Origin of the sequence: Bradyrhizobium sp. (assembly GCF_030654605.1) — a bacterium.
Taxonomy (GTDB): Bacteria; Pseudomonadota; Alphaproteobacteria; order Rhizobiales; family Xanthobacteraceae; genus Bradyrhizobium.
In genome coordinates this window covers 73573-90897 of record NZ_JAURXB010000258.1, presented here as the reverse complement: position 1 = coordinate 90897, position 17325 = coordinate 73573, and the positions used below count along the sequence as shown (strand labels likewise).

The 17325-nt window shown below is 64.1% G+C and carries 20 protein-coding genes; 11 read left to right on the top strand and 9 right to left on the bottom strand.

What is annotated here, in order from left to right:
• Positions 1–30: 30 nt before the first annotated feature.
• Positions 31–1533 (bottom strand): replicative DNA helicase, encoded by a 1503-nt coding sequence (locus tag Q7U29_RS23505; RefSeq protein ID WP_304745292.1) that lies wholly within the window; start codon positions 1531–1533, stop codon positions 31–33.
• A gap of 302 nt (positions 1534–1835) precedes the next feature.
• Positions 1836–1958, bottom strand: a complete 123-nt coding sequence (locus Q7U29_RS23500; RefSeq protein WP_304745291.1) for a hypothetical protein — start codon at positions 1956–1958, stop codon at positions 1836–1838.
• A 136-nt stretch (positions 1959–2094) separates the two neighbouring features.
• Between Q7U29_RS23500 and Q7U29_RS23495 the strand changes: the two genes are divergently transcribed.
• Positions 2095–2301 (top strand): transcriptional regulator, encoded by a 207-nt coding sequence (locus Q7U29_RS23495; RefSeq protein WP_304745289.1) that lies wholly within the window; start codon positions 2095–2097, stop codon positions 2299–2301.
• A gap of 39 nt (positions 2302–2340) precedes the next feature.
• Here Q7U29_RS23495 and Q7U29_RS23490 read toward each other — a convergent pair whose 3' ends face one another.
• A complete protein-coding gene (locus Q7U29_RS23490) occupies positions 2341–3591 on the bottom strand; it encodes a cyclopropane-fatty-acyl-phospholipid synthase family protein (RefSeq protein WP_304745287.1) in 1251 nt (416 codons plus the stop codon).
• A gap of 288 nt (positions 3592–3879) precedes the next feature.
• Here Q7U29_RS23490 and Q7U29_RS23485 point away from each other — a divergent pair, with 288 nt between their 5' ends.
• The 3 genes from Q7U29_RS23485 (at position 3880) to Q7U29_RS23475 (ending at position 5946) form a co-directional block, all read left to right on the top strand.
• The gene (locus tag Q7U29_RS23485) at positions 3880–4761 is read left to right on the top strand and encodes a hypothetical protein (RefSeq protein WP_304745285.1); all 882 of its coding nucleotides are present in this window, start codon (positions 3880–3882) and stop codon (positions 4759–4761) included.
• A gap of 121 nt (positions 4762–4882) precedes the next feature.
• Positions 4883–5464, top strand: coding sequence for a TetR/AcrR family transcriptional regulator (locus tag Q7U29_RS23480; RefSeq protein WP_304745283.1), 582 nt, complete (start codon positions 4883–4885; stop codon positions 5462–5464).
• Positions 5465–5475: 11 nt separating this feature from the next.
• A complete protein-coding gene (locus Q7U29_RS23475) occupies positions 5476–5946 on the top strand; it encodes a PaaI family thioesterase (protein ID WP_304745281.1) in 471 nt (156 codons plus the stop codon).
• 55 nt (positions 5947–6001) lie between these two features.
• Here Q7U29_RS23475 and rplI read toward each other — a convergent pair whose 3' ends face one another.
• The 4 genes from rplI to rpsF all read right to left on the bottom strand — a co-directional run bounded on the left by rplI (position 6002) and on the right by rpsF (position 8493).
• A complete protein-coding gene (rplI, locus tag Q7U29_RS23470) occupies positions 6002–6598 on the bottom strand; it encodes a 50S ribosomal protein L9 (RefSeq protein WP_304745279.1) in 597 nt (198 codons plus the stop codon).
• Positions 6599–6652: 54 nt separating this feature from the next.
• Positions 6653–7630: a hypothetical protein gene (locus Q7U29_RS23465; protein ID WP_304745277.1), complete on the bottom strand. Its 978-nt coding sequence runs from the start codon at positions 7628–7630 to the stop codon at positions 6653–6655.
• Positions 7631–7768: 138 nt separating this feature from the next.
• Positions 7769–8008 carry a 30S ribosomal protein S18 gene (rpsR, locus tag Q7U29_RS23460; RefSeq protein WP_002711478.1) on the bottom strand — a complete coding sequence of 80 codons (240 nt, stop codon included), beginning with the start codon at positions 8006–8008 and terminating at the stop codon, positions 7769–7771.
• Between the two features lie 5 nt (positions 8009–8013).
• Entirely contained in the window at positions 8014–8493 is a 480-nt protein-coding gene (rpsF, locus tag Q7U29_RS23455; protein ID WP_304745275.1) for a 30S ribosomal protein S6, read from the bottom strand.
• Positions 8494–8842: 349 nt separating this feature from the next.
• Between rpsF and fabD the strand changes: the two genes are divergently transcribed.
• The 7 genes from fabD to gmk all read left to right on the top strand — a co-directional run bounded on the left by fabD (position 8843) and on the right by gmk (position 15630).
• Positions 8843–9796, top strand: coding sequence for an ACP S-malonyltransferase (gene fabD, locus Q7U29_RS23450; protein ID WP_304745273.1), 954 nt, complete (start codon positions 8843–8845; stop codon positions 9794–9796).
• Positions 9797–9826: 30 nt separating this feature from the next.
• Entirely contained in the window at positions 9827–10564 is a 738-nt protein-coding gene (fabG, locus tag Q7U29_RS23445; RefSeq protein ID WP_304745271.1) for a 3-oxoacyl-[acyl-carrier-protein] reductase, read from the top strand.
• Positions 10565–10874: 310 nt separating this feature from the next.
• Positions 10875–11114, top strand: a complete 240-nt coding sequence (locus Q7U29_RS23440; protein WP_006020277.1) for an acyl carrier protein — start codon at positions 10875–10877, stop codon at positions 11112–11114.
• Positions 11115–11210: 96 nt separating this feature from the next.
• Entirely contained in the window at positions 11211–12476 is a 1266-nt protein-coding gene (gene fabF, locus Q7U29_RS23435) for a beta-ketoacyl-ACP synthase II (protein ID WP_304745269.1), read from the top strand.
• Positions 12477–12679: 203 nt separating this feature from the next.
• A complete protein-coding gene (gene mltG, locus Q7U29_RS23430) occupies positions 12680–13975 on the top strand; it encodes an endolytic transglycosylase MltG (protein WP_304745267.1) in 1296 nt (431 codons plus the stop codon).
• 105 nt (positions 13976–14080) lie between these two features.
• On the top strand, positions 14081–14968 hold the full coding sequence (locus tag Q7U29_RS23425) for a YicC/YloC family endoribonuclease (protein ID WP_304745265.1): 888 nt from the start codon (positions 14081–14083) through the stop codon (positions 14966–14968).
• Positions 14969–14970: 2 nt separating this feature from the next.
• On the top strand, positions 14971–15630 hold the full coding sequence (gmk, locus tag Q7U29_RS23420) for a guanylate kinase (RefSeq protein WP_304745263.1): 660 nt from the start codon (positions 14971–14973) through the stop codon (positions 15628–15630).
• Between the two features lie 10 nt (positions 15631–15640).
• Here gmk and Q7U29_RS23415 read toward each other — a convergent pair whose 3' ends face one another.
• The gene (locus Q7U29_RS23415) at positions 15641–16711 is read right to left on the bottom strand and encodes a hypothetical protein (RefSeq protein ID WP_304745261.1); all 1071 of its coding nucleotides are present in this window, start codon (positions 16709–16711) and stop codon (positions 15641–15643) included.
• 72 nt (positions 16712–16783) lie between these two features.
• Positions 16784–17299: a hypothetical protein gene (locus Q7U29_RS23410; RefSeq protein WP_304745260.1), complete on the bottom strand. Its 516-nt coding sequence runs from the start codon at positions 17297–17299 to the stop codon at positions 16784–16786.
• Between the last annotated feature and the right edge of the window lie 26 nt (positions 17300–17325).

The following is a 17325-nucleotide window of genomic DNA, read 5'->3' as shown; positions in this document are numbered from 1 at the left end:
TCAACCGGGCAAGATTCCCCGGATGCCGCGTCAGTAGCTCTGTGGCGTCAACTGGCCGTCGTCCGCCAGATTGCTGAACCGCGTGAATTGGCCCTCGAACTGCAAGGGGACAGTGCCCGTCGGCCCGTGGCGCTGCTTGGCGATGATGACTTCTGCCCTGCCGTGAGCATTATCCATTTCAATCTGCCACTTGCCATATTCTTCCGTGCCGGGCTTCGGCTCCTTGTTCTGCAGATAATATTCCTCGCGGTAGACGAAGAGCACGACGTCGGCGTCCTGCTCGATCGATCCGGACTCGCGAAGGTCGGACAATTGCGGATGCTTGTCATCGCGGCTTTCGACCTGGCGCGACAGCTGCGACAGGGCGATGACCGGAATATTGAGTTCCTTCGCCAGCGCTTTCAGGCTGGTGGTGATCTCGGTGACTTCCTGCACCCGGTTGTCGTTGCCGCGTTTGCCCGAGCCCTGCAGCAGCTGGATGTAGTCGACCACGATCAGATCGAGTCCCTTCTGCCGCTTCAGCCGGCGCGCGCGCGCCGTCAGCTGCGAAATCGAGAGGCCGCCGGTTTCGTCGACGAAGAGCGGGAGATGCTGAAGTTCGATTGTGTAATCGCGAATGGTGTCGAATTCGCTTTGGCTGATGCCGCCACGCCGGATCAGACTCGACGAGATGCCGGTCTGTTCGGCGAGAATACGGGTGGCGAGCTGTTCGGCCGACATTTCGCAGGAGAAGAAGCCGACGATGCCGCCATTGACGGATTTCATGGTGCCGTCGGCCTGCACCTCGGCTTGATGTGCCTTTGCGACATTGTAGGCGATGTTGGTGGCGAGCGCGGTCTTGCCCATGCCGGGACGGCCGGCGACGATGATCAAGTCGGAACGTTGCAACCCGCCCATCTTGGCGTCGAGGTCGCGCAGGCCCGTTGCGGTGCCCGACAGCTTTCCGTCGCGCTGATAGGCGTTCGCCGCCATATCCAGTGCGACCTTCATCGCCTGCGCGAAACCCTGGAAGCCGCCGTCGTAGCGGCCGGATTCGGCCAGTTCGTACAGCCTGCGCTCGGCGTCCTCGATCTGCGCCCGCGGCGCAAAGTCCACCGGCGCATCGTAGGCGACATTGACCATGTCCTCGCCGATCCGGATCAGGTCGCGGCGCAGCGCCAGTTCGTAGATCGTCCGCCCGTAATCCTGCGCGTTGATGATGGTGGTGGCTTCGGCGGCGAGGCGGGCGAGGTACTGGCCGACCGTCATGCCGCCGAGATCGGTCTCGGCCGGGACGAAAGTCTTCAGCGTGACGGGGGTGGCGACCTTGCCCATCCGGATCAGGCTGCCGGCGGTCTCGTAGATGGTCTGATGGATCGGCTCGAGAAAGTGTTTCGGCTCCAGAAAGTCCGAAACCCGATAGAACGCGTCGTTGTTGACCAGGATCGCGCCCAGCAGGCTCTGTTCGGCCTCGATATTGTGCGGTGCGCTGCGATAGGCCGGAGTTCCCGGATCGGGCGCGAGCTTGAGGACGTTCGAATCAGTGAGAGCCATGGTCGATTTGTGCTTCGGATTGGGTCGTAATTTTGGATTCGGGGGCGGGCAGCGATAAAGCGCCTGCCGCGGCGAAAGCGAAAGCGAAACATCGCCGCTTATGCACCGATCATTAAAAGAGTGGATGAATCCCGACCGCGCCAAGCCCGATGCTTGACGCGTTTTGGCCAACCGGGCTCGCCGATGCGCCGCTTCCTGCCACGGAGAAGTCTGGAAAATCCTCGCGCGGCCTGAACCTTGTTCCCCTGCGGGCACACTCATGCCAAGGGCGGCAAATGTTCCGAACCGCTACCCCCGGCTGATCAGATCAGGAGGAGATAGATCAGCGCAGCCAGGGCAGCGCCGACGCCGGTGGCGATCAGGGCGTAGTCGGTGCCGATGTCGGCCTGCGGATCGAACTGTGATGGGTAGGATTTCTGGGCCATTTCGGTCGTTTAGGGCAGCCCAGTCCAATCATCTGTGAAGCAGATCACATTCGGTTAATTTTCTCTTCGATAATTGGTCGCAAGGAACGGGTTGGCGGCGGCAGCATTGGTAACCGGGGTGGATTAGGAATAGGCGATGGGCCAGCAGCTTCAACGATGGCGATCGGCAGGCGGCGAGAAATTATGGCTGTCGATGCTGATCGACACCATGAAACAGGCTTCCCGTTCGGAACTGCGCAGCCAGCCCTGCGACCGGTCGGTCGTGGCCGCCGTGTTGGCGCAGCTTTCGCGTCCGGCGGCGCCTTATGTCCATCAGGGATCCGGTTTCAGCCTGCGTCACTAGAACTTTGACAGGACCTGAGAACTTCCTGGGATCGCAGGCCTATTCGCCCGCGATCTGCAGCCGAGGCCGCCGGCCACGCTCGACGCCGCGAAGCCGGGCTTCTTCGTCGCCGATGTAATCCCGGGTCATCGGCACGACGCCCTGGCGCCTGGTGAGCTGGATCTGGAAGTTCATCATGTTCTGTTTGCGGAACGACATCTCCGAGCACGCCAGGTAAAATTCCCACATCCGCGCAAAGCGCTCGTCGTAGAGCCGCACCGCCTCTTCCCGCCGCGCCATGAACCGTTCGCGCCACGCTTTCAGCGTTTCCGCATAATGCATCCGCAGGATTTCGATGTCGCATACCAGCAGGCCGGCGCGCTCGATCGCGCGCGTGACCTCGGATAGTGCGGGGATATAGCCGCCGGGGAAAATGTACTTGGTGATCCAGGGATTGGTGACGTCGGGTCCCTCCGAACGGCAGATCGAATGCAGCATCATCATGCCGTCGTCGGTGAGCAGCTCGGCGCAGCGCCTGAAATAGGTTTCGTAGAAATCGACGCCGACATGCTCGAACATTCCGACCGACACGATGCGCTCGAACGGGCCGGGAATGTCGCGATAATCCTCCAGGAAGAACCTGGCCGATGCCGCCAGGTTTTGCTCGGCGGCGCGGGCGTTCGACGCCTGCAATTGTTCGGTCGACAGCGTGACGCCGGTGAGGTTGGCGCCGGTCATTTCGGCCAGATAGAGGCCGAGGCCGCCCCAGCCGGAGCCGATGTCGAGCACGCGGTCGCCGGGCCGGATCAACAGCTTGGCGGCGAGATGGCGCTTCTTGGCAAGCTGGGCGTCGTCGAGTGTCGCGTCAGGCGATTCGAAATAGCCACAGCTGTACTGCTTGTCGGCATCGAGGAAGAGGGAATAGAGACGGCCATCGAGATCGTAATGATGCGCGACGTTATCGAGGGACCGGCGGCGCAGATTGAACTGCCTGGCATGCCTGACGAGATACCGCAGAAGCCATTGCAGCCTGGCCCAGCGCGGCACTATCTCGGGCTGATCCATCAGGATCGCCAGCGCATCCGCAATCGAGCCATTCTCGACGACGAAGGTTCCGTCCATGTAGACTTCGCCCAGCGCAAGCTCTGGGTTGAGGAGAACCCGGCGTTCGGCGTCGGTGGTCAGGAAGCGAACCGCGACCGGCTGCCCGGTCCCGTCGCCGCAGCTGAATTTGGCTCCGCTCGCGGTCGTGAAGGTCAACGCGCCGCGGCGAATGAACTGCTGCAGGAAGTAACGCAACAAACGGTCCATCGAAACCACCGAACTGAGCGATCCCAACGAGGCTGGCGTAGCGGCCATCACAGCCAGCGAAAACGGGGGTCGACTGGGTCCCCGCGCGCCGCCTCTCAATCATAATAGCGATGCGGCGATGGCGCTAGTGCGTTGTACACAAAGCGGATATTCGGAATTTTCGCGTTCACGCAGATGAGTTATATGTGCGCTTCCATTCGCGTCATAATCGGCTAAAAGGTGACCGCTGCCACCCGTGCCGGATTTGGGACGCTGGGAAGCCAATTCCGCATCTGGAGAACTCTGAGAATGTTGAGCCGAGCGCTCAGTTTAGCGACGGTGACGCTTCTGATCGGCTGTCTCGCGGCGATCCCGGTGCGGGCGCAAAATCTCGAGGCCGGCAAGAGCCCTTCCCAGATTTTTTCGGGCACCTGCACCGCCTGCCACAAGGGAGCGCGGGGCCTCCTGAAGACCGTGGCGCCTGGATCGCTGCCGGGCTTCCTGCGCCAGCATTATACCACCTCCAGCGAGATGGCCTCGCAGCTCAGCGCCTTTCTGATCGCCAACGGGGCGACGGCGCCCGATCCCCGCGGTGCCAAGCCGACCCAGCAGGCCAAGGATGTGAAACCCGCAGCCCCCGAGCAACTCGATCGCCAGGGACGCCCGGTACGCCCCGCGCCGGCGCCGGAGACCGCCAGGCCAGACGGTGAGCCGCAACAGGCCGCGATCGCGCCCGGGCCGGATGGCCGCAAATCCGCGACCAAGCAGAAGCTGAGCAAGCGCGGCAAGCCCGAAGAGACGCCCAAGGTCGATGCCACCAAGGATGAGCCGGCCAAAAGCGAGGCGGCGAAAGACGATACGGCCAAGAGCGAACCTGCCAAGGAAACTGCCAAGGAAACCGTCAAGGACGACGCAGCCAAGCCGCCTGGCGAGGCTAATTCGCAGTCGGCCCACATAGCTGCGCCGAAGCAGAACGGCGAAACCCCGGCGCTGCGGTCCGATCCGGTGCCGCCGGTCACGCCGGCGCCGCCAGCGATGTCGGCCGCCATCTCCAGCGGCACATCGGAGCCGGCGGCCACGCCTGCGCCGCCGCTGCTCATGCTGCCACGTCCTCCGGCCGTGACGGCTTCCGGCCCGCCATTGCCTCCGGTCCCCCCCGCGGGACCGCCGGCACCTCCCATCTCCCAATAGATTCCCGCGACCTCGCGGTTTTGACCCACGGCCGGGCTTGATCAGTTCTAGAGTAATGCTCTAGAGTAACGATCCAGACTCGAGGGAGTAAATCGTGGTCGCTGGCGCGCGAGAGGATCTGATGGCCGCGGGATTGGCGGTGTTCGACCGCGACGGCTTCGAGGGTGCGACGGTTGCGGCCATTCGCACCCGCGCGCGGGCTTCCAACGGCAGCTTCTTTCATTTCTTCAGATCGAAGAAAGAACTGGCGGGCGCGCTGTTTCTGGAAGTGCTGCAGCATTATCACGCCGCGGTGCTGGCGGCGCTCGATACGCCCTGCGGCGCGCAAGAGGGCATCGATCGCCTGATCCGCGCGCATCTGGACTGGGTGGTGAACAACCGGCGCGAGGCGCGCTATCTGTTCGAGATTTCCCGCAGCGAATGGACCGAAGAGGTCAGGGACGCGCAGCGGGCACAGAATTCGCGCCTCGGCGAGGGCGTCGAGCGCTGGCGCGCGCCGCTGATCGCCAGCGGCGAACTGCTGCCGATGACCGCGACGCTGTTCTTCAGCCAGATCATCGGGCCCGCGCAGATTTTCTGCCGCGCCTGGCTGTCCGGCCGCGACCGCAGCGATCCGAGGCTCCAGGCCGACGTCCTGATCGCTTGCGCTATTCGCGCGCTGGTGGCGCCGCAACCCATTGCAGACACCGGAGGCAAACCTTGACGGAGCAAGCCATGACGCAGGATCCCGATTTGAAGCCCGATCCGGATTTCGCGCCCATCGCACAACGAATCCGCGACAGCGTCGGCCGGCAGGGTTTTATGGGCCATGTCGGTGCCGAGCTCTCCGAACTGGCGCGCGGATCGTGCACGCTCGCAGTCGACCGGCGGCCGGAGCTGTTGCAGCAGCATGGCCTGTTCCATGGCGGCGTCACCGCCTTCCTGGTCGACAACGCGACCACGATCGCGGCGGCGACATCGCGCGGCCAGCCGGCGCTGACGGCGGAATACAAATTGAATCTGCTGTCGCCGGCATCCGGCGAGCGTCTGATCTGTCGCGCCCGCGTCATCAAGCCAGGACGGCAGGTCGCCGTGGTTGCCGCCGATGTGTTTTGTGTCATCGACGGAATAGAGAAGCACACCGCGACCGCGCTGGCGTCGATCGCGATGCTGCCGGATCAAGTAACGGCAAGAATCCGAGCTTGATTCCAGGCCCGGCCTGAGGCCGGGCCTGGTGGTGTGTGCCGCAAGGGCGACGGCGTTACTTGTCGGAAGCTTCTTCCTGCGGTTCGTCGTCGCGGCGGGCTTCCGGATCGAAGAATTCGCCAGCGGCGGCGAGCGCTTCGGCGGCCGCGTCCTGGTCTTCCTGACGCGTGGAGATGTCTTCGCCGCGGTTGATGCGCTCGGCCTCGTCGGCGCTGCGCGCGACCGTCACGCTGACGGCGACTTCGACTTCCGGATGCACGGCGATGGCGATGTTGTGCTTGCCGATGGTCTTGATCGGCGCGTCCAGCATCACCTGGCTGCGGCTGATGGTGACTTTATCGGCCTCGAACGACGCGATGATGTCGCGCACCGTCACCGAACCGAACAGCTGGCCGGTTTCGGAAGCCTGGCGCAGCACGACGACGTTGCGGCCGTCGATCTTCTCAGCCACCTTGGTGGCTTCGCCCTTGGCCTGCAGGTTGCGGGCTTCCAGATCGGCCTTCATGCCTTCGAACTTGGAGCGGTTATCCGCGGTGGCGCGCAGCGCCTTGTTGCGCTTCAGGAGGAAATTGCGGGCATAGCCGTCCTTGACGCGGACGACTTCGCCCATCTGGCCCAGCTTGGCGACGCGTTCCAGCAAAATGACTTCCATATTCGTTCTCCTTGTTGGTGATGTTGGATTGTGAAGTGACGTGAGTTGCAGATTTCAGGACGCGGGCAGGGGCGGCGGCCTCCCGTGCAGAAAGCGCTGGCGGAATTTGAAGAGCGCGTCGGCAATACCGAGAGCCGCCATCGCCAGGATGAGCCAGCCGCCGGAAAACACCATCATGGTGTAGCTGCAGGCCAGCCAGAGCCCGCGGCCCTTCAGTCCAAGCGTCAGCGTGTGCAGCACCGCGAAGCCGGTCACCGCGTAAGCCATCAGCAGCGCCGCGGTGACGGTCTGGCCCAGCATCGCAAGCAGCCCGCCGGAAAAACAGAACGCGAAGGCGGCCGACAATGCCGCGAGCGTCATCGGCGGCAACTCGGTGCTCTTCAGGTCGGGCCACGAGCGACGCAACCGTCCCGACATTGCCGTGATCCGGGCAGCCAGCCAGAAGTTGAGCATCAGCATTGTCATGGCGCTGGTGGCGAAGGCCGCGGGCAAGATGATCAACGCGACATCGATCCGCTGCTTGATCTCGTCACCCGAAGCCTCGACGCGGGGACCGAGAACACGCAGCAAGGCCGCCCGCAGGGTCTCGGTGATGGTGGCACCGTCGGTGCCCAGCGTGAGCAGGGTCGCCATGGTGGACAGCGTGCCAAAAGCGGCGATCCAGAGCAGGATGCGGCCGACCGGATACCATTCCATCGACGGCTGGGCCGACGGCGTCGCGCCTTCACTCGACCCGGCATCGGCAACCGGCCGTCCGAGCAAAGCCAGGTGCGCGAGCCACCAGGCAGGCAGCGCCATCATGACGACAAAGGGGATGGAAATGTGCAGGCCGAAGATCGCACCGAGGCCGGTGGCCGCTCCGATGCCGCCGATGGTGGCGGCGAGCGGACCCCATCCCAGCCCCGCCACCATCAACGGCAACGCGGTGAAGTAGAGCAGCACGATCGAGATCAGCGCGCCCGAGATGATCGAGGCGAACATCAGCGCCGACGCGCAGCCGGCCGCAATGGCGACGAGAACGATCATGGTCATCAGCTGTCCCGCTCCCTTCGAGCGGTTAGAGGTTCCCTGGAGAACCCCAACCATCGGCGACCGGACGACCCGGAAGCCTTATGAAGATATTGAAGATAACCCGATCCGCGGCGCGGACGCCGCGGATCGAAAGTTTTGTTACCTGATCACGTAGGGCAGCAGGCCGAGGAACCGCGAGCGCTTGATGGCGCGGGCGAGTTCACGCTGCTTCTTGGCGGAAACGGCGGTGATGCGGCTCGGCACGATCTTGCCGCGCTCGGAAACGTAACGCATCAGCAGCTTGGAATCCTTGTAGTCGATCTTCGGCGCATTGGGACCCGTGAACGGGCAGGTCTTGCGGCGGCGGAAAAACGGACGGCGTGCACCAGCTTCAGCCATGATTCTTACTCCTCAACCGCTGCTTCGGCGTCGTCACGCGGACGGCGCGGACCACGATCACCACGATAGCCACCGCCGCCACCACCATCACGATCGCCACGGAAACCGCCTTCGCGATCGCCGCGGAAGCCGCCGCCACGGTCGTCGCGATCGCGGTCGCGATCGGCCTTGCGCATCATCGCCGAGGGACCTTCCTCGTGCTCTTCGACGCGAACGGTGAGATAGCGGATCACGTCTTCGCTGATTCGCTCCTGCCGCTCGACTTCGGCGACCGCCGCCGAGGGGGCGTCGATGTTGAGCAGCACGAAGTGCGCCTTGCGGTTCTTGTTCATCCGGTAGGTGAGGGAGCGTACGCCCCAGCTTTCCATCTTGACGACCTTGCCGCCGAGACCTTCGACGATGCCGGTCATCTGGGTGGTCAGTTCTTCGACCTGCTGGGTGCTCGCATCCTGACGCGCGAGAAAAACATGCTCGTAAAGAGGCATGGGTGTCCTTTCCTAGTGTTGGCGCGGTTCCCGGCGGCAAGCCCTTCGAGACCTTCGGAAAGGACTCGGGATTAAGCTCAGAAGGCGGAAGCACGGGACGACGGACCGACTGGCCCTATCGCATCAAAATCGCCTGGAAGGTGAAATTGCTGAGACCGTCCGTTCAGCTCCCGGCCGGGATCCACGGATGGTGCGGTTTATAAGGATTTTGGCCGCGATGGCAAGGGAAAGCCTTCCGGTCGGCAGGCCCTGTCGCACGGTGGGGAACCCGTCCGGCGGCTTGACATAACCGGCCGCCGCGGTGTCTTTCGGCTCAACTTTGGGGATTTGGTACGTTCAGGGAGCGCCGATGACGGCAGCATTCACCTTTCCGGGGCAGGGCTCCCAGGCCGTCGGCATGGGCAAGGCGCTGGCCGAGGCATTTCCGGCGGCGCGCGCGGTTTTCGACGAGGTCGACGCGGCGCTGGCGGAGAAACTGACCGCCATCACCTGGGACGGCCCGGCCGAGACCCTGCAGCTTACCGAAAATGCCCAGCCGGCGCTGATGGCAGTCTCGCTCGCTACCCTGCGGGTGCTGGAGACCGAAGCCGGCTTCTCGGTCGGACGCGATGCCGCCTTCGTGGCCGGGCATTCGCTCGGCGAATATTCCGCGCTGGCGGCGGCCGGCAGCTTCAGCATCAGCGACACCGCGCGCCTGCTGCGCATCCGGGGCCTTGCCATGCAGAAGGCGGTACCGGTGGGGACCGGGGCCATGGCCGCGCTGCTCGGGCTCGATTATGAGGCGGCAGTAGCCGTTGCCGAGGAGGCTGCCCAGGGTCAGGTCTGTCAGGCCGCCAATGACAATGGCGGCGGCCAGGTCGTCATTTCCGGTGACAAGGCCGCGGTCGAGCGCGGGCTCGAGATCGCCAAGACCAGGGGCGCCAAGCGCGCCTTGCTGCTGCCGGTGTCGGCGCCGTTCCATTGCCGGCTGATGCAGCCGGCGGCCGAGGCCATGGCCGAGGCGCTGGCCGGCGTCACCATCCGGCAACCGGCGTCGCCGCTGGTCTCGAACGTGCTGGCCGCGCCGATTACCGATCCGGACGAGATTCGCCGCCGCCTGATCGAACAGGTCACCGGCACGGTGCGCTGGCGCGAATCGGTGGCGTACATGGCGAGCCACGGGGTGACGCGATTTTTCGAGATCGGCGCCGGCAAGGTGCTGAGCGGGCTGGTCAAGCGCATTGCCGACGGCGCGGTCGGAATTTCAGTGGGCGGCCCCGGCGATATCGCCGGCGCCAAGGACGCATTGGCCGCATCGCATTAGGCATTAGGTGGTGGCCGGGAGGAGATTTTGATGTTCGATTTGACTGGCAGGACGGCGCTCGTCACCGGCGCGACCGGCGGCATCGGTAACGCGATCGCCCAGGCGTTGCACGCCCAGGGCGCGACGGTGGCCATTTCCGGAACGCGGCGCGAGGTGCTGGACACCCTCGCCGGCAAGTTGGGCGAGCGCGTTCACGTGCTGCCCTGCAACCTTTCCGACAGCGCCGAAGTCGAGGCCCTGGTGCCCGCGGCCGAGGCGGCGATGGGGCAGGTCGATATCCTCGTCGCCAATGCCGGCATAACGAAGGACAATTTGTTCGTGCAGTTGCGCGATGAGGACTGGGACGAGGTCATCAAGGTCAACCTGACCTCGACCTTCCGCCTCGCCCGCGCCGCGACCAAGCTGATGATGCGCAAGCGGTTCGGCCGCATCATCGCGATCACCTCGATCGTCGGCGTCACCGGCAACCCGGGGCAGGGCAATTACACCGCGTCGAAGGCGGGGCTGATCGGCATGATCAAGACGCTGGGGGCGGAATACGCCAAGCGCAACGTCACCGCCAACTGCATCGCGCCGGGATTTATCAAGACGCCGATGACGGATGCGCTCAACGACAAGCAGCGCGAAATGATCCTGTCGAAAGTTCCTGCGGCGCGGCTGGGAACGCCCGAAGATATCGCCGCGGCGGCGGTCTATCTTGCCTCCAACGAAGCCGCGTACGTGACCGGACAGACGATTCACGTCAACGGCGGAATGGCCATGTTTTGAACCGGTTACCAGCCCTTATGTACCGCCCGGGTGGTTTCCGGCTGTCATCGAGGCTTGTGGTCAAGGCTTTGTAGTCAAGGCTTGGGAAGTATGATAACCGAACCACTAACGGATGGGCAAAGAACGCCATTGCAGGAATTTGAATCCCTGTATATTGGCGGGGCGGAGCCTGCCGTCGTTCGCCGGGCCTTCGTCTGACATGACGGGGCAAATCAAGACGATGCGCGATTGCGAAGGAAGTTTAACGACCACGATGGTCCGTAGCGTCTTGGGGACGACGGGTCACATGGAACAAGCACGAGGTTGAACGATGAGTGAGATTGGCGAGCGAGTTAAGAAGATTGTGGTCGAACACCTTGGTGTTGAACCCGAAAAAGTGGTCGATGCCGCGAGCTTCATTGACGACCTCGGCGCGGACAGCCTCGATACGGTCGAGCTGGTGATGGCGTTCGAAGAGGAATTCGGTTGCGAGATTCCCGACGACGCCGCTGAGACGATTTTGACGGTCGGCGACGCCACAAAATTTCTTGAAAAAAACGCGAAGAGCTGACGCCCCGCGCGGTGCCGACGAAGCCGGACGGGCCGTGGTCGAGCGGTCCACCGGTTTCTTGTTGTTGGCCGTGAATACTGGGCTGGAGTGCTGGATATGAGGCGGGTTGTCGTCACGGGCCTCGGCATGGTTACGCCACTCGGCTGTGGCGTCGAGCCGACCTGGAAGCGCATCCTCAACAGCGAGAGCGGTGCCAGGAAGATCGACACGTTCGACGTGTCCGATCTGACCAGCCGGATCGCCTGCGTGATTCCACGCGGCGACGGCAGCGGCGGCACCTTCAATCCCGACCAGTGGATGGAGCCGAAGGATCAGCGCAAGGTCGACGACTTCATCGTCTTCGCCATGTGCGCGGCGCGTCAGGCTCTCGATGACGCCAATTGGCATCCCTCTACCGAAGAGGAACGCTGCGCCACCGGCACCATGATCGGCTCCGGGATCGGCGGCCTGTCGGGCATTGCCGACACCGCGTTGCTGCTGAAGGAGCGCGGCCCGCGCAAGGTATCCCCGTTCTTCATTCCCGGCCGCCTGATCAATCTGGCTTCAGGCTATGTGTCGATCGAGCACGGCCTCAAGGGCCCCAACCATTCGGTGGTCACGGCGTGTTCGACCGGCGCGCATGCGATCGGCGATGCCAGCCGGCTGATCGTGCTCGGCGACGCCGACGTGATGGTGGCGGGCGGCACGGAATCGCCGATTTGCCGGCTGTCGATGGCGGGATTTTGCGCCTCACGCGCGCTGTCGACCGGCTTCAACGAGACTCCGGAAAAAGCATCGCGTCCCTACGACAAGGACCGCGACGGCTTCGTGATGGGAGAGGGCGCCGGCATCGTGGTGCTCGAGGAATACGAGCACGCGAAAAACCGCGGCGCCAGGATCTATGCCGAGGTGATCGGCTACGGGTTGTCCGGTGACGCCTATCACATCACCTCTCCGTCGCCCGACGGTGATGGCGCATTCCGCAGCATGAGTGCGGCGATGAAGCGCGCCGGAATCAGCGCTTCCGACATCGACTACATCAATGCGCACGGCACCTCGACGCAGGTCGGCGACGAAATCGAACTCGGCGCGGTGGAGCGCTTGTTGGGCAACGCCGCTTCCACGGTGTCGATGTCGTCGACCAAATCGTCGACCGGACACCTGCTCGGAGCCGCCGGCGCGATCGAGACCATTTTCAGCATCCTGGCGATTCGCGATAACGTCGCCCCGCCGACCATCAATCTGGATAACCCGTCGGTGGAAACGGCGATCGACCTCGTGCCGCAAACCCCGCGCAAGCGGGAGATCAATGTGGCACTGTCGAATTCGTTCGGTTTCGGGGGCACCAACGCATCCGTGATCGTGCAGCGGGTGACCAATTAGCCTGTGATTAGAGCAACTCCACCGTTTCGCCGCATTCGGCCATAACTCCAGGGGCTCGATCAGCAAAACCGGACGCCGGTTTTGCGTCCGGTCGCGCTCTAAACTATAAGATGCTCTAAATTAAAGAATACTTGGGCGTATACCATTGGCATGGCAGTGATTTGCCAGGCCACGATCAAACCGACAGGATTCAGGTTGCATCGATGAGTGAGAGGCCGCCCATTTCGCCACGTAGCCCGCGCGCCGCGCTGGAGCCCGAGCAGGTTCCGCCGCCGCCGAAGCGGTCCGATCGCGCCCGCAATCCGTTCGTCATTGTCGGCAACGCCATCATCACCGTCGTGCTGGTGGTGATGATCGGCGGCGCCGCCGCCTACGTCTATGGCAAGCAGTTGATCGAGGCGGCGGGTCCGCTGAAGGAAGACAAGATCGTCAACATTCCGGCGCGGGCCGGAAAAAGGGACATCGCCGATGTGCTGCAGCGCGAGGGCGTGATCGACGTCAATCCCTGGGCCTTCATCGGCGGCGTGTTCGCGCTGAAGGCAAGCTCGGAACTGAAGCCCGGCGAATATTCGTTCCAGAAGAACGCCAGTCTGCGCGATGTCATCGGCACCATCGTCGAAGGCAAGGTCGTGCAGCACGCCGTGACGATTCCGGAAGGGCTGACCTCGGAACAGATCCTCGCCCGCCTCAGCGACAACGATATCTTTGCCGGCACCGTCCGGGAAATACCGCGCGAAGGCACCTTGCTGCCGGAGACCTATAAATTTCCGCGCGGCACCCCGCGCGACCAGGTGGTCCAGCGCATGCAACAGGCCCAGAAACGCGTACTGGCGGAAATCTGGGAACGCCGAAATCCGGAGATTCCGGTCAAGTCGCCGGAGCAACTGGTGACGCTGGCTTCGATCATCGAGAAGGAAACCGGCAAGGCGGACGAACGCAGCCGCGTCGCTGCGGTGTTCGTCAACCGGTTGCGGCAGAAAATGAAGCTGCAGTCCGATCCGACCATCATCTACGGACTGGTCGGCGGCAAGGGAACGCTGGGCCGGCCGATCAAGCGCTCGGAAATCCAGCAGCCGTCACCCTACAACACCTACGTGATCGACGGCCTTCCGCCCGGACCGATCGCCAATCCCGGGCGCGCCTCGCTGGAGGCCGCGGCCAATCCGGCGCGCACGCGCGATCTGTTCTTCGTCGCCGACGGCACCGGCGGCCACACCTTTACCGAAACCTACGACCAGCATCAGAAGAACGTCGTCAAGCTGCGCGCGCTGGAAAAGCAGATCCAGAACGACACGGTCGAACCGGCCGTAGAGGAGGCCCAGCCGGCCGCGGCCGGCGCTCCGGCCGATACCAATCCCACCGCCACGACGACCAGGCCGGCCGCGCCGAAAAGGCCCGTGCGCGCCGCTCCGCCGGCCGCCCCGGCGACCACGCCCGCCGCTCCGGCCCGGCAGGGCGCGGCGCAATCGACGACGACGCCCCCGGTGGTTCAGCGCTAGCGCCGTTTCCGCGCCGGAACCGAATTCCACTTTGGCCGAAAACGTTTTAATGTCGCAGCTCAGGCTTGCGAATCCCGCACCTGCACTCCCGGAGAAATTCAAGCGATGGCGTTGTCGAGCATGACCGGCTTTGCCCGCAGCCACGGCGCCAGCGGCCCCTACGCGTTCGAATGGGAATTGAAGTCGGTCAACGCCAAGGGGTTTGACCTGCGCATGCGGCTGCCGCCCGGCTGGGACGAACTCGAGGCGCTGGCCAAGAAGCGCGCCGGCGAAGTGCTGTCGCGCGGCACCGTCTACGCCAATTTGAACGTCAAGCGTGCCAACGCGGTCTCGACCATCCGTATCAATGAGGACGTGCTGGCGTCGATCGTCAAGGTTGCAGGCGTACTGGCCGGCAAGATCGATGCGGTGGCGCCGAGCATCGACGGGCTGTTGTCGATCAAGGGCGTCATCGAGGTGGTCGAGCCCGAGAGCAACGAGGTCGAGGACAAGGCCGCGAGGGCCGCTGCCGCCGTCGCATTCGAGCAGGCGCTGACCGACCTCGTCGAGATGCGGCGCCGCGAGGGCGTGACGCTCGGACAGATCCTGTCGCAACGGATGGATGAGATCGAGCGCCTGGCCAAAAAGGCCGAGGCCGCGCCCGGCCGCAGGCCCGAGGCGATCAAGGCCCGGCTCGCCGAGCAGATCACGGCGTTGCTCGATACCTCCGACCGCTTCGATCCCGACCGGCTCAGTCAGGAAGCGATCATGATCGCAGCCAAGGCCGATATTCGCGAGGAGCTCGACCGCATCGCCTCGCATATCTCGCAAGCCCGCGAGATGATCGGCAAGGGCGGACCGGTCGGACGGCGGCTCGATTTTCTGGCGCAGGAATTCAACCGCGAGGTCAATACCTGCTGCTCCAAGTCGAACGATCTCGAATTGACCAATACCGGCCTCGAGATGAAGAACGTGGTCGAGCAGTTCCGCGAACAGGTTCAGAACCTGGAGTGATCATGACGGCGGGCGGCCACAGCTTCGACGGCGTTGAGCGGCGCGGACTGATGTTCGTGCTGTCGTCGCCGTCGGGCGCCGGCAAGACCACATTGTCGCGCATGCTGCTCGAAAAAGTATCCGGGCTGCAAATGTCGGTTTCGGCCACTACCCGGCCGATGCGGCCCGGTGAAGTCGAAGGCCGCGATTATCTGTTCGTCGACAGGCCGGGCTTCGAACGGATGGTGGAGCAGAACGAATTGCTCGAATGGGCCACCGTGTTCGACAATCGCTACGGCACGCCGCGCGCGCCGGTCGAAGCCGCATTGGCGTCAGGACGCGATGTGCTGTTCGACATCGACTGGCAGGGCACCCAGCAATTGCGGGACGGTGCCGGTGCGGACGTCGTCAGCGTGTTCATCCTGCCGCCATCGGCCGCGGACCTCGAGAAACGGCTCCAGACCCGTGCGCAGGATTCGGCCGAGGTCATCCGCGGCCGGATGGACCGTGCCAGTCATGAACTCAGCCACTGGGCCGAGTATGATTACATCGTCATCAATCACGAGGTGAACGAAGCCTTTGCGGAGGTGCAGTCGATCCTCAAGGCCGAGCGGCTCAAGCGGGCGCGGCGAGTCGGCCTGACCCAGTTCGTACGCGCTTTGCAGCAGCAACTCGAAAAATAGCTCCGGGCGGTCAGGTCGCGGCCCTTCGCGGCAGCCGCGAGAGCATTTGCGCGATCCGTTGGTCCGGATCATCCGCCGCGCGCAGCTCGCGGGGAAGACTACCCTGCGGCAGCAAGTCGAGCGCCCTCATCGATCTGGCGGCTCGCGCCTCATCCGATAGCGACGGCCGGTCGGTCCGCACCGAATCCCAGTTCACGCGCCGGTCGATGCGAATGTTGCTCCGTCGCCGGCTGAGCCTGAAAATCGCGCTCGCCAGCAGGCCCGCAAGCGCCAGTGCGCCAAGGATGGCGATCAGCAGCATCTGGACCGAGCCGGCTGGTTTTTCGGTCGACGATGCGTCCGCTGCGGCAAGCGGGAGCGCGGCGGCCGGTGGCGCGGCCTTCACTGGCGCTGGCGCGGCCGTGGAAGGCGTTGGCGCGGCCCTGGAAGCCGTGGGCGCAGCCCCGGGATTTGCCGGCGCGGAATTGGACGGTTCGGGGCTGGCCTGTGTACTGCTGGCCGCCAGTTCACCCCAACGCGAAGCGACGATCGATCTCCGGGCGCGGGCATCGTCTGCATTTGCACGCGGGTCGTTGTCCGGGCTGATCGCACCGGCGACCGTGGCCAGCGGGCGCGGCGCAGTGAAAACGCTGGTTTCCTGCTCGGCGCGCGATTGCGGCAACGGCAGTTCGGCGCGCGCGTTGGCGATTGAAGACTGCGTATTGGCGCTGCCCGGCGGCGAAGCGGAATTGGCCGCCGGCGGCGAAGTTTCCGGCGCGGCCCGCGCGATTTTTTCCGCTTTTTTTTCCGTGATTTTTTCCTTGGCGTCGCCGATGTACCAGCAGGCGCGCTTGGTGGAGCGGTCGACGCGATAATACCAATGACCGCCTGCGGGCGGGGCGCCTTTCGGTCCGGAGAGACATTTTTCGGCTTCGGCCGGCGCGCCATGCGATGCGGTGATGAGCGGTGCACAAGCGAGCAGGGTGGTGAAAATGGCGGACACCAATTTTGCGGTTCGACTGGACATTTTCATCTCCGGGGATGATACGCGACGCTTCACGCCCCCTATGTCGGCAAAGACTTGGGTGGCAATGAGCCGCAATTCCGGAGGGGATAGGGCTTAATTTAGGCTCGGATATTCAGCCTCGGCGCGGGCTAAATCGATCGAGTCTGGCTACTGTTTCGACGCCGTCCATCGTCCGGTACAACCGTCCGATCGCCTGAACGTCCCGGAGCCGCTGCGGCCCGAGAAGCGGCCCGAGCTGTTCCAGCTCACGCCGGAGGCGGACCCGCCCGACGTCGTCGAGCCATTTGGACTGACCTGGCCGGAACTGAGTTCTCCCGAAAGCCTGCCGCTGCTGATGATAAATCTCTCGGTCGCGGCGCCGCAGGTCGTACCCACGGAATGGGCCACCCATGCTCCGTCGAAATTGCCGCCACCGCTGCCAGCACCACCACCACTTTTTCGTGCGGCGCGGCGCGGTTCGCCGGCTTCGGGCTTGCTTCGCCGCGCCGGCTTTTCAGTCTCGACCGACCGCGGCGCCTGCCGTGAACCGGACACCGACTTTTCGTCGTTGCCGATGCTGCCACCGGCGCTGCCGGATTGCGCGAGCGCGGTGGCGGGGCCGATCCCGATGGCGAGGGCGCAAAGAAGGGCAATCCTGTTCGGGCGTCGAATGGGGTTTGGCATCAGCATCATTTCCAATGAATCAGAGT